Origin of the sequence: Clostridium sp. N3C, assembly GCF_900095445.1 — a bacterium.
In the GTDB taxonomy this organism is placed as follows: Bacteria; Bacillota; Clostridia; order Clostridiales; family Clostridiaceae; genus Clostridium_AU.
Genome location: NZ_FMJL01000015.1, coordinates 1 through 13526 on the forward strand (window position 1 = coordinate 1; position 13526 = coordinate 13526).

Consider the following 13526-nt stretch of genomic DNA (forward strand, 5'->3'; position numbering starts at 1 on the left):
GTCAAGGATACTACTTCTCTAAACCTTTGAACAAGGATGATGCAGAGAAATTACTATTAAAGTATTTCAATTAAACTAAACACCAGTAAATAAAGAGAGCCAATTAGCTCTCTTTATTTTTCACTCAATATATTTTGAATCTGAAATTCTATCAGACTCTTTGTCATTTACTTCTTCAATAATCTCTCTATTTAAATCCTTTAGCTTTAAAATCTGAATCTGCAAATTTTAATATGCAAAATTTCCTTTAACAAAGACTGGAACTTCTTTTCCATCTGCTGTAATACCTGTAATTTCTAAATCTTCAGTACCTATCATAAAGTCTACATGTACTAGAGAATCATTAACTCCTGCCGCCTTTAAATCTTCATCTGTCATATTTTCGCTATTTTTAAGACATGAAGGATAAGCTTTACCTATAGCTAAATGACAAGAAGCATTTTCATCAAATAAGGTATTATAAAATAAGATCTTTTGATTTGATATAGGAGAATCATAAGGCACTAAGGCTACCTCTCCAAGATAGTGAGAACCTTCATCTGTTTCTATCAGTGTTTTTAACATATCTAGGCCCTTCTCTGCAGTATATTCTACTATTCTTCCTTCTTTAAAAGTTAAAGTAAAGTTATCTATAATAGTTCCATTATAATTTAGAGGCATAGCACTAACAACTTTACCCTCTACTCCTGTTTTCTTAGGCAAGGTAAATACTTCTTCTGTAGGCATATTAGCATTAAATTCTATTCCTCCAGTAGTATACTCTGATCCTCCTAGCCACATATGACCTTCTGGTAATTCGATAGTTAAATCAGTTCCTAGGGCATTTTTATAACGAAGATATTTAAAATTATTGCTATTTAAAAAGTCCATACTTTTTCTTAAATTTGAATTGTGCTCATTCCAAGCAGCAATAGGATTCTCTAAGTCTACTCTTACTGCCTTTAATATTGCTTCCCATAATTTATTTATAGCTTCTTCCTCTGAAAGTTCAGGGAAAACCTTCTTAGCCCAAGCTACTGTAGGCACTGAAACAATAGTCCATGCATTTTTATTTGCCATCAGACTTTCATAAAACTCCTTTAACTCCTTAGCATTAACCTTTTGCTGTCTTGATATCCTATTTACATCTAATCCCTTAAAGATCTCAGGATCTGATGCCGCAATTTGAATAACCGCCGCTCCATTATGTAAATTAGTCAAAATGAATTCCTTTTTCCAAGAAGGTATCTCATCAAAAACTTCCTCTGGCGCTTCTAAAAATCTAATTCTAGCTAGCTTATCATCTGACCAATCCACATATACATCCTTTGCTCCTAATTTATAAGCAGCTTCTGCTATAGCTCTAACAAAATCCGCAGTATCTATAGGAGCCATTATAACTACCGGTTGACCCTTTTGAACATTAACTCCAGTATGAACTACAAGTTCAGCGTATTTCTTTAATATATTTTTATTCATAGGTTTACCTCCACTCTTTTTCATTAATAAGTGTTATATTTACATATTAGCATATGAAATCTTCATTATCTACATATCAAAAAAATAGCTAAAAGATTAATTCCATAACTAAAAATACTAAAAAGTCTCCAGCTTGGCTAGAGACTCCCTTAACAAAATTCCTAGCTATATATATCGGAAAACTCAATATTAATCATTTGTATCCTTTCATCTTCACCTTTAGAAGTTTGACTTATTACTTCTTCATCTTCCAAAACTCGATCTTCTAAAGCCACAATAAATTCACTACCTTCCCCTATTTTACTCTTCACACTAATAGAACCACCATGTACTTCTAATAAAGACTTTACAAGAGATAAACCAATCCCACTACCTTCACGGCATCTTCTAACAGACTTATCTACTTGAACAAATCTAGAGAAAATCTTCTCTTTTACATTATCTGATATACCTACCCCAGTATCCTTCACTGATAAATAAACATATCCATCTCCTTCGTATACATTTACGAAGATAGTACCTCCCTTTTCTGTGAACTTAACAGCATTAGACAGCAAGTTCAGCATTATCCTTTCCACTACATCAGGGTCACAGGCTATAACCTTTTCTTCTATCTCTGTATCAAAAACAAGAACTACTCCTTTATTTTCAATATAATCTGCTACTGATAAGGTAATATCCTCCACAACCCTTACTATGTCCATGTTTTTTAATCTAATTTCAAAGTTAGCAGCATCTATTTTTGTTATATCTATTAAATTATTGATAAGCTTAATTAACCTAAAGCAATTCTGTTTCATCATTTTTAAATACTTACGTATTTTCTTATCATTTGTATTACCGCTATCTATTAGCCTTTCTGCCATTTGTTCTGCGCTATATATGACATTTAAAGGTGTTCTAAGCTCATGTGATATATTTGCAAAAAAGTCTGTTCTGACTCTTTCATACATCTTTAACTTTTCATTTGTAGCTTCCAAGATCTCCTTAGATCTTAAGATATTCTTTTCATTCAAAAAATCCTTAGATAACCTTGTGTAATTTATTCTAGAAATTATCATAGATAAAATAACAGATATTAAAACATTTGTTATATAGCTATATAGCATTATTTCATCCTGTATAAGATAAAATAAGGTCATTATAATTATGATCATAGAACCTATAAACATAAGGGAAGCCTCTATAAAATTGAAAGATAAAAAAGATGCAAAAGTTAGTATACATATTACATAAGGTAAAACTGTACCATAGCCATCTAAGTCATTAATTCCTATTATAACGCACCAACCTATGGCTGAATTAAGAAAAATATAACACATTATACTGGTTAGTTTAGGCTTATTTATTTTATTAATAACTTTCATTACTAAAATCCAAAGCATTACTATGACTATCATAGTTATCTGATTAATAGGCAAATACACACTAGCATTGTGCTCTTTATATACAGGACTATACACAAAAAATCCCAAAATAAATAGAATTGCACATATAAATATCCATACTTTAGCTACTATTTTGCATTTTTCAAAATTTAATATTAAGCGCTGATTGTGAAATTCCTTTTCATATTCACCTAAATTGCTAGCTGAGATAATGTTATTTATGATTTGCTTTATCTTTGCCAACAATATCACCTACCAAACTACATAATTATAATACCAATCTATATTATAACATATAAAGTTTGTAATTTTAAGAATTTATTTGTAATTTTGTCTAATATTTTGTCTATCGCTAGTTAATATCATCACTTCTATCCATGCAGAATAAAAGACGGTTTTATCCGTCTTTTATTAATTATAAGTAAAATATTAAGTTGTTTCAGTTCTCTTCTTGATAGATTTCTTTTTAAAATGGTTTACCATTAATGCTAAAACAGGCAAGATAATTTGCATAGGCAAATGTATGTACTTAGGGGTAAAATCTAAGCCAATTTTTAAATGTTGAGGATAATCTTCTGCCATATAATATGCAGCTATGCTTATTATAAGACCACTAATCCATATTAGTGCTCTATTGTTTTTTACTCCTAAAAGCTGATTAGTAGCAGCTATACTGCAATAAGTAAAGAAACCTATCTTAATAAAGGCGTTAAAGGTCAGTATTGTTATGATGAATAAATCCAGTCTATCTAAAAATCCAGATAATCTAATAAGCCTCAGTGTATCCAGCATGGGAAAATAGGCCTTACTAGCAAAATTAGCTCCCAAACCAATGATATAACATATACTAGCAAAAGAAAGTACAATTCCTTCTACAATAATTGCCCAAAAAGCTGAGAATTTAATTTTATCCGGATTGTTAACCTTTGAATATAGCATTGTAGCAATTATAGTTTCGCCATAAGGAAAGGTAATAATGTCCCAATTTTTCAATAGCGGTTCTAGAAGCCCCTTAGGTAAAATAGGCTTAAGATTGTGCCAATGTATTATGTTGGAAGTAGCAAAAAACAAAAGTAATAATATTAAATTAACTATAACTAAAACTAAAAAATAGGAGGAAGTTATTCTACACATGTTTTCTACTCCCTTTGATATACCATAGATAACTGTTCCTATAATAACTATATTAAATGTAATTAAGTTATTGGTGGCTGCTACTATTTTAAGAATATTTATAAAGTCTCTAAGCACTCTACCTGCTATATATCCAAAGTATAAGATATAAAGTATAGCAAAAAATCCCCCCAGTACTTTTCCGAATATTTCTACCATCCAATCTATAATAGTCCCTTGGGGATAGCTTCTATGCAAAGAAATATAAATATATTGTAATAAAAAGCCAGGAATCATATATATTAAAATCATAATCCAGGCATCTTGCTTGGCTTCAGCTGCATTAAAAACTAATATAGCAGTACCGTAAGGAACGAGGAAAATAACAGAAAAAAGTTCATAAGGTGATATCTTCTCATCCAACGACTAGACAACCTCCCTCTCAGTATATGGGTTTAGATAACAATCCAGTATCTTTTACCTCTATATCAACGGTTACTTTTATAGGCAGATTTATGAAAAGCTCCTGCCAATTATCTTTAATTTTTTCAAATTCCTTAGGGTGCTGCTTATAAATGATATTTCCAAAGCCAATAAAATCTAACTTCATATCTTCTTTTGCAGCAGCAATAGTTTCATTCACTTTCTTTTTTATTATGTCCCTTTGAACATTTTCCATCTGAGTTAGCAATTCTGGATTTTTCAAAAAATCCATATCTCCTGTTATATCCATCAAAACGCTATATATTTTTATATAAATATCAACCTGTGGCATATCTTCTGTAATTGTTGTTTTTACCTTACTTTTACAACGCTGAATTTGCAGTGTAGCCTTGTTTCCATCACTTAGCCTTATAGAAGTAGTTAAAAGTTTAATCTCCCCCATTATAAATTGATAGCCCAAAGTAATATCTCTATCTAAATATCCTTTAAGTTTATCCTCTGAAAAAACCGCCATTCCTTCCATCTCAAAAGCACTGCTATCAGAAATCTCATTCCTTTTTGGTATTGTAATAACACCTAAAACAGGAGCAAAACAATGTTTGCTGGATAGCTTATCTGCTATTTGAGCCAAATATACTACAGGATTTGCTCCAGTGCGCACTTCTTTCAAAACAATATTATCTATAACATTTGCTGTTATGGCATCTTCAGAAGGTCTTTGCATTATGATCTTTGACGCTTCTCCTTTTGTAACATATATTGGTACATTAGTTTTGATATCAACTAATCTTGCCATAGTATCTATTGCTAAAGAAATTCCTTCTTCTCCAGCCTTTTCACCTATAATTACAACCTTTAGTTGCCCAAAATGAATCTTTTTACCAATCCTATCTTCCATCTCATGCATAGCTTCCGTTAAGGTTTCTCCAAAACCCTCAAAATATGGAGCAACTATTCCACCACTCCCCCCCTTAGGGCCTCCGCTTCCCCCTTGAAAAGTGCTAGCAGTAAAAATTTGATATGAGACTTTATACTGACTTTCATCAGTGTAATCTATTCCCATGGCCATTACTATAGCCAAATCTTGAATATCGACCTTATCTTTACAACCAGTAGTAGTAAACATTATTCCTATAATAGTTAAAAAAATAATTATGTTTCTAAATATACTTTTCATTCCCAGTACTATTCCTCTCCTTTTAATCAAGAGATTCTTTAATTTAGCTCCTGTTTGTATTCTTTCTTTCTTCTCTACTAACTTTTTCTTTCCATTTTTTTATGTAGGGGCCATGATTTATCATCCAAATTGGAGCTCTAACAATAGTATCCTTCATTGCTTTAAAATCAACAGGGCAAAAAGGAGCCATAAAAGGAACCCCAAAGGACCTTTGAGAAACGAGATAAATAAAGATCATTAATACTGAACAGGTAGTGCCTACTAACCCCAAAAGGCCCGATGCTATTAAAACAATTATTCTCATATATATAAGGGATCTTTGAATTTCCAATTCTGGTATGGCTAGACCGGAAATACCAGCAAAGGCAGCTACTATAACCATAGGCGAACTTACAATGCCTGCAGATACAGCTGCTTCACCAAGCACCAAAGCACCTACTACGCTTACAGCCTGCCCCATAGATTTAGGAATCCTTATATCTGCCTCCTGTAATATATTAAAGGTAACCATCATTATAATAGCTTCTATCACGGCATTAAAAGGTACCGTTGCCCTAGAACATACTACTGTATTAACCAGTCTAGCAGGTAGTAACTCACTATGATAGGTAATTAAGGACACATATATTGCTGGCAAGGTTAATGACACCAAAAACGAAAGATACCTAGCCCATCTTATTATAGATACTATTACAGCTCCTTGATAATAATCATCACTGCTTATAAAAAGTTCAGAAAAAACTGTAGGCAAGGTTAATACAATGGGAGAACCATCCACCATAACTGCAATCTTCCCCTCTAGTATCTTTGCAGCCACTACATCTGGTTTCTCAGTGCGAAATATGGTAGGAAGTAAACTCACAGGCTGATCCTGAATATATTCCAACACATAATTGGAATCTAATACAGAGTCTATTTTAATCTCACCTAATCGCCTTTTTAACTCTTCCAATATTTCTTTATCAACTAAATTATCCATATAAGAAATAACTACCGGAGTTTTAGTCTCCTGTCCCAATTTAAACATTTCAGTTTTCAAATATATACTTTTTATTTTCTTTCTCACTAAAGCTATATTAACAGGTAAATTTTCTATAAAACTTTCTCTTGGCCCCCTACCTGCCTTTTCTACTTCCGGTTCAGCAATAGTTCTTGATGGGGGATCTGCTAAGGAAGCCACCAATGCTTTATTTATTCCATTAATCAGTACTATAACCTTTCCTTCTGTAATAGCTTCGCAGACTTTCTCCACTTCTTCAAAGGTATTTTCATAACCAATACCTAATAAGGACATAGTATATTCTATATTGCTGGGATCAGGGCTATGCTCTGCAGGACTTGCCGTTAGTATATTAATTACATTATCCTCTAAAACATCTTGTGGAATCATATTATCCAAGTACATAACTTTTGCCTTATAAGCTAGATTATTGGCTATATTTATATCCCTTACCAAAAAATCAATACATTTATTAAAAACCTGTTTCAAGATTGCTGCATTTTTCTGTAAATTATCAGTAAACTTACTGGGCATCACCTTATTACTACTTTCATCTAGTCCACTGCCTACTTCACTTGTTGAATTTTCTTTAGAATCTTTGTATCCTTTCTTATCTGAATCATTAGACCTTCTATTTTTTCCTATAAGTTTATTAATAAAATTAAAAAAGAGCATATTTATCACCCCTTAAATGTATTATTGTAAACAGAGGTGTAAATTATACTCTCCCACTAATTGACAATTTATTTTTTGGCTTTTTGCACTCTTACTTCTTTACCTTTCATTGTAGTTTTCTGTAAAGCTCTAAGAACCTTATCTCCTTTACCATTTAGTATATCCACATAAGATACATTATCCTGTACATCTATTATACCAATATCTTCTGCATTAACACCTTCGATAGCTGTGATAGCTCCAACAATGTCTCCAGGACGCATCTTTTTCTTTTTTCCTGCATTTATATACAACTTAGTTACCTCTTTATTTAGAAGCTCTCCCTTATCAATTTTTAATTGAGGAGCCTCCCTTTCCTTTTTCACAAATTCTTTTTTAGCAACCTCAGACTTTTCTTTAGATGGTATCTCTCTCCTAGGTATCTTATAACCAATATATTCTTCTATGCTGTTAAGATACTTTTTTTCATAGGGAGCTGCAAAGGTTACTGCCTTACCTGACTTCCCCGCTCTAGCAGTTCTTCCTATTCTATGAACATAACTTTCATTTTCTACCGGTACATCATAGTTTATTATTAAATCCAAATCAGAAACATCAATACCCCTAGCAGCCACATCTGTGGCTATAAGAATCCTAAATCCCCCTCTCTTAAAGAGCCTCATTATTTCTAATCTATCCTTTTGCTCCATTCCTCCATGAAGGGCCCTAGTATATATTTTTTCACCCTTCATCCTCTTGTTGAGGGTATCCACATTTTCCTTAGTACTACAAAAAACTATACAACTTTCCGGATTTTCTATATATAATATCCTCTTAAGCAATTCTAACTTTTCTTCCTTTTCTACCTCATATAGCTCCTGTACCACTCTTTCTGAAATTAAAGTCTCACGTGTTATCTCTATCTTCTCAGCAGTATTTAAATATCTTTGGCATAGTCTTTCAATTTCTTCAGCCATAGTAGCAGAAAAAAGCATAGTGGTCCTTTCCTTAGGCAAAGTGTCTATTATTTCTCCCACCTGATCTATAAAGCCCATATTAAGCATTTTGTCTGCTTCATCAATAACTAAATAACGTAATTTTTCAAGTTTTAAACTTCCCCTTTTAATATGATCCATAACCCTTCCAGGGGTTCCTGCTACAATATGGACTCTTTGCTTTAACTCCTGCACTTGCAGGCTCATAGGCTGCTTACCAAAAACAACGGCACAGCGTATCCTCTTAAATCTCCCTATGTTTGTTATATCCTCTTTTACTTGTACCGCTAATTCTCTAGTAGGTACAAGGATAAGTCCTTGTGGCATCCTCTCCTCAATATCTATACTTTGGCAAATTGGTATTCCATAGGCCGCTGTCTTGCCACTGCCTGTTTGTGCTTGCACAATTAAGTCTTTGCCCATAAGAGCCTTATCTATAACCTTACTCTGCACCTCTGTGGGATTTTCATACCCCATTAAGGTTAATGCCTTCACTATTTCCTTACTTAATTTGTAGTCTTTAAAACTATTATTCATCTTTACTACCCCATTTTATCAATTCATTTTATTAATTATATAATATAGAATCAATTAATTTTTAAAATATTATTCAAATTTATAATTCTCTTAGCATAGTATAGATTAGTTAATATTATTTTCATGGTGGTGATACAGGTGAAAAAACTCTTAGCTAGTTTTTTACTTTTATTTTTTACCATTTCCCTAATAGGATGCCAGGGAATTGTACCTACTGATAACTTTGATAGCATATCTCAAATTAAAACTGATTCAAATAAATCATCCAGTAATGATGAAGGAAATACGGATAGCAAAGAAAAGGATACTAATAATGGAGATGCTAATAAAAAAAATACAGAAGACACCATTAGCAATAACTATAATGGAAATAATAGCCTTACTTCCCCTTATAGTATTAAGGATTATTACCCCATAAAGGCTAATACCCATTACATATATGAAGGAAGTGGCAATGAATTGTCCTCTTATTCCCTTTGGACTGACTACATAAAGGATAATAAGGTTCAACTAAGAATAGAAAGTTCTGGTACTATAACTTCTAAGATTATCGAAAGCAATAATAATGAGCTAAAGCTTATTTATGAAAAAGAAGACACACTATATAGAGAAGACCTCACCAGCAAAAAAGCCAATAAAGAAGAGATATTGCTAAAAGAACCTCTTGTAAAAGGTAATCAGTGGACTTTACCTGATAAAGATGTACGAACTATAACCAATGTTAATATTGAAGTTACCACTCCTTCTGGAAGTTATAAAGCCTTGGAAGTCACAACAAAGGGAAAGGATTCTGAAAGAATTGATTATTATGTTTTAAATATAGGTCTAGTAAAGACCATCCTTAAATCCAATGGAACAGAAGTTGTTTCTTCCTTAAAGGAAATCAGAAACAATGAAACTCTAAAAACCGAAATCACCTTTTATTATCCAGATACTCAAAGCGATAAATTGATTCCCATTAAAAAAAAATTATCCTTTAGAACAAACGATATAACTAAATTAGCTATAGAAAAAGAATTTAGAACTGTTCCTAAGGATAATCTAAATAAATTGCTTGGACCTAATGTTAAAATTAACAGCCTATACCTAAACAATGATGGCATGGTTTATGTAGATTTTACAAAAAACTTTGTTTCTGATCTAAATGTTGGAGCCTCCTTCGAGTTAAAGATTCTTCAGTCTATTACCAATACCCTGGGAGAATACTATGGTGTAGAGAAGGTCTATATTACTCTAGATGGTAATCCTTATTCTTCAGGACACATTAGCATGAAAAAAGGAGAAGCTTTCACCGTTGATAGAACACAGGTTACAGAATGATTCCACTACTAGTTAAATTTTAATTTATTAATTTAGGCTTTTTCCTATATTATTAAGAAAAAGCCTATTTTTATTGTCATTTATCAATACTTCCTTGCCAAAGATCTATCAATAGCCTTTTTATTAAAACCAACAATAACGTCCCCATCAATATCAATTACCGGCACAGCACTCTGTCCTGACTTCATTTTCATTTCAAGAGCTCCTAATAGGTTTCCAGATACATTTACTTCCCTATATTCAATATTTTTAGAATCAAGATATCTCTTAGCTTTAACACACCAAGGACATGATGAACTGGTGTAAATGGTTATATTCATTATTTCCCCTCCTTTATACCCCATATAGGTATATCTTAATACCATTATACTCACTAAGGGTATACTTGTACCTGTTTTTGTACTAAAAATTAATAAAAATTCTGTTATCTATATCAACTCCATTCATCTTGTGGTAATAGCTTGTATCTTTGCCATGAATAAATCTCTATTATAAGCACACAATAAAAGTGAAAATCTTAAAAGGAGTGATATGATGGAACACAATAAACAAGCAATGCACAATGGACATAACGACAGCATAGGTTGCATAGTTGATGAGTGTAAATATCATGCTAAGAATGTAGATTACTGCACTTTACAGCAAATAAAAATAGTTAAAAACGAAAGAAATGCAAATTCTGTGCAAGCTACTGACTGCGGAAGTTTCGAACCTATGTAAAGAACTAAAGTTTAGAAAGCATCTATCAAGATGCTTTCTTTATATAATCATATATTTATAAATTACAAAAAATAATTTATACGGTGGTAAAAAATGAAAACCCTAAATTTCAAAAAATTGACTGTAGTACTAATATTAATAGCAATATTTCTTTTGTATATATTATTTTTAATCTTAGACTTAGACAATATGTATAAAAGCAACATTTCAGACAAACTCAAATATATTTCTATTCTACTATGCTTTGTTTTATCTTTGTTAATAGATGAATATGGCCTAAACCATAAAGATACCCTTCTTCTACAGCTTGGGCTACTTTTTACCACCTTAGCTGATTTATTCTTTTTAATATTAGACTTTTGCGAACTAGGAGTAATAACTTTTTGCTTAGTCCAAATCATTTATTTCATGAGATACCTGTCTAAAAATAACCATTACACTGTAATAAAACTTATAACTTTTATAGTAATTACAACAATTATCTATCTAACACTTAGTATTTTTTCAAAAAATATTATGTTTTTATTTATGGTAGCCTTCATCTATACCATTACCCTTATTGCTAGTGTAATAAGATCAATAAAATCCTGCAAGGAAAAATACTTTCCAAGCCCTAATAGATATATGATTGTAGTAGGTATGATGCTCTTTATGCTATGTGATATTAATGTTGGTCTTAGCTATCTTGCTAGTAATTCTAACTTCCATTGTACTTTTCTTAATAAATACGAAGCTACTTCTAGTTTTCTCATATGGCTTTTTTATCTGCCTTCTCAAGTTTTGCTAGCTTTGAGCGGATATGATTTTGATAAGTTGAATACATAGCAAAAAACACCTCGACGCTCTCTCCACGCCAAGGTGTTTCATGTAATAACGTTTCTAAAATTTAAAATCAATCTACAAAACTAATTAGTACCGCTCAAAACCTGACCATTATTGGCATCCACTGTTACTACAGAGCCATTCTTTAGTAAAGATAGGGCATTATGAGCTCCTACAATAACTGGTATATCCAAGGCTAAACCTACGGTTACAGCATGACAGTCTAAATCCGATTCTTCTACTATAATTCCAGAGGCGGTTTTTAGATAAGGAACCATTTCATTGGTTGTATTTGCAACTACCACTATATCTCCATTATTATAGCACTTAGCAAAATCATCCATTTTTCTTATCAAACATACCTGAGCTGTGCTCTTACCTTTTACTACACCTTCCCCTTTTAATAGTACATTACCTACTGTATGAACCTTTAATAAATTAGTTGTACCACTTATACCGCCTGGTACTCCGGCAGTAATTACTACTATATCACCATCTTTTACTACTCCAAGTTTCTGAGCCTGCTTTACTCCCTCTTCAAACATTTCTTCTACAGTAGTTAATGATGGTATTAAGCAAGGAATAACACCCCAGGATAAATGTAGCTGTCTTTCAACCCTTGGATTATCTGTAGCTGCAACTATTGGACAGAAAGGTCTAAATCTAGATATCATTCTAGCAGTTTCTCCAGAATGAGTAACACATATGATAGCTGCAACATTTAGTTGTTGAGCTATTGAACAAGTTGCATAGCTTATGGCATTAGTAATATTATCCATAGTATCAAACTGCATGACTGCAAGCATTTTACTGTAATTTATGGCTTGCTCAGCTTTCATAGCTATCTTAGCCATAGTTTTTACACTTTCTATAGGATACTTTCCTGCAGCACTTTCTCCTGAGAGCATTATAGCACTAGTTCCATCGTAAACCGCATTTGCTACGTCGCTGGACTCTGCTCTTGTAGGTCTAGGATTTTTAATCATGGAATCCAACATTTGAGTTGCGGTAATAACAGGTTTTCCACCCTTATAACACTTACTAATTATCATCTTCTGTACAATAGGAACTTCTTCTGATGGAATTTCTACTCCTAGATCTCCTCTGGCTACCATTATGCCATCGGCAACCTGCAATATTTCATCAAAGTTGTTTACACCTTCACGATTTTCAATTTTAGCTATTATCTTAATGTATTCTCCACCTAGCTTTTTAAGTACCTTTCTAACTTCATTTACGTCTGTAGCCTTTCTAACAAAAGAACACGCTATAAAGTCAAAATCATTTCTAACAGCAAATTCTATATCCTTAATATCCTGTTCTGTTAAGGATGGAAGATGAGTATCCGTTTCAGGGATATTTACTCCCTTATTGTTGCTAACAACTCCACCGTTTAAAACTCTGCAGTGAATATCCTTACCTACAACCTTTATAACTTCTAGCGCAACTAAGCCGTCATTTATCAAAACCCTTGTTCCCATATTAACGTCCTTATACAATTCTTTATGGGATATGCTAGCTTTTTCTTCATTACCTAGTATATCTTCATTAACTAAGATAAAGTTATTTCCTTCCTTAAGAGTAACCTCATTATTTTCAAACTTTCCCAAACGTATTTCAGGACCTTTAGTGTCTAAAAGAAGTGGTACTGGCTTTCCAACCTTTTCTCTTATTCTTTTAAGCCTATCTACCCTAACTTTTTGCTCCTCATGAGTACCATGAGAAAAATTCAAGCGGGCTACGTCCATTCCCTCAAGAATTAACTGTTCCAATACATTGTCATCATCTACAGCAGGCCCAAGGGTGCATATAATTTTTGTCATTCTCATACTAACAGCTCCTATCTATAATTAATTATTGTAATTTAGTATCCTATTCCTTTGCCTCTATTTCCATAT

At 32.5% G+C, this 13526-nt stretch carries 11 protein-coding genes; 3 read left to right on the plus strand and 8 right to left on the minus strand.

What is annotated here, in order from left to right:
- Positions 1-228: 228 nt before the first annotated feature.
- The 6 genes from N3C_RS06270 to N3C_RS06295 all read right to left on the minus strand — a co-directional run bounded on the left by N3C_RS06270 (position 229) and on the right by N3C_RS06295 (position 8766).
- Positions 229-1458 carry an aminopeptidase gene (locus N3C_RS06270; RefSeq protein ID WP_074365205.1) on the minus strand — a complete coding sequence of 410 codons (1230 nt, stop codon included), beginning with the start codon at positions 1456-1458 and terminating at the stop codon, positions 229-231.
- Between the two features lie 161 nt (positions 1459-1619).
- On the minus strand, positions 1620-3089 hold the full coding sequence (locus tag N3C_RS06275; protein WP_242944050.1) for a sensor histidine kinase: 1470 nt from the start codon (positions 3087-3089) through the stop codon (positions 1620-1622).
- A 186-nt stretch (positions 3090-3275) separates the two neighbouring features.
- A complete protein-coding gene (locus N3C_RS06280; protein ID WP_074365206.1) occupies positions 3276-4382 on the minus strand; it encodes a GerAB/ArcD/ProY family transporter in 1107 nt (368 codons plus the stop codon).
- A 19-nt stretch (positions 4383-4401) separates the two neighbouring features.
- Positions 4402-5580 (minus strand): Ger(x)C family spore germination protein, encoded by a 1179-nt coding sequence (locus tag N3C_RS06285; protein WP_074365207.1) that lies wholly within the window; start codon positions 5578-5580, stop codon positions 4402-4404.
- Between the two features lie 43 nt (positions 5581-5623).
- Positions 5624-7255: a spore germination protein gene (locus N3C_RS06290; protein ID WP_074365208.1), complete on the minus strand. Its 1632-nt coding sequence runs from the start codon at positions 7253-7255 to the stop codon at positions 5624-5626.
- A gap of 68 nt (positions 7256-7323) precedes the next feature.
- Entirely contained in the window at positions 7324-8766 is a 1443-nt protein-coding gene (locus N3C_RS06295) for a DEAD/DEAH box helicase (RefSeq protein ID WP_074365209.1), read from the minus strand.
- Positions 8767-8904: 138 nt separating this feature from the next.
- Here N3C_RS06295 and N3C_RS06300 point away from each other — a divergent pair, with 138 nt between their 5' ends.
- Positions 8905-10086: a GerMN domain-containing protein gene (locus N3C_RS06300; protein WP_178377779.1), complete on the plus strand. Its 1182-nt coding sequence runs from the start codon at positions 8905-8907 to the stop codon at positions 10084-10086.
- An 83-nt stretch (positions 10087-10169) separates the two neighbouring features.
- Here the strand turns inward: N3C_RS06300 and N3C_RS06305 are convergent, their stop codons facing one another.
- On the minus strand, positions 10170-10406 hold the full coding sequence (locus tag N3C_RS06305; protein ID WP_074365210.1) for a glutaredoxin family protein: 237 nt from the start codon (positions 10404-10406) through the stop codon (positions 10170-10172).
- Between the two features lie 214 nt (positions 10407-10620).
- Here N3C_RS06305 and N3C_RS06310 point away from each other — a divergent pair, with 214 nt between their 5' ends.
- Positions 10621-10806, plus strand: coding sequence for a DUF1540 domain-containing protein (locus N3C_RS06310; RefSeq protein WP_373432799.1), 186 nt, complete (start codon positions 10621-10623; stop codon positions 10804-10806).
- Between the two features lie 93 nt (positions 10807-10899).
- Positions 10900-11631, plus strand: a complete 732-nt coding sequence (locus N3C_RS06315) for a lysoplasmalogenase family protein (RefSeq protein WP_074365211.1) — start codon at positions 10900-10902, stop codon at positions 11629-11631.
- 80 nt (positions 11632-11711) lie between these two features.
- Here N3C_RS06315 and pyk read toward each other — a convergent pair whose 3' ends face one another.
- Positions 11712-13457: a pyruvate kinase gene (gene pyk, locus N3C_RS06320; protein ID WP_074365212.1), complete on the minus strand. Its 1746-nt coding sequence runs from the start codon at positions 13455-13457 to the stop codon at positions 11712-11714.
- Between the last annotated feature and the right edge of the window lie 69 nt (positions 13458-13526).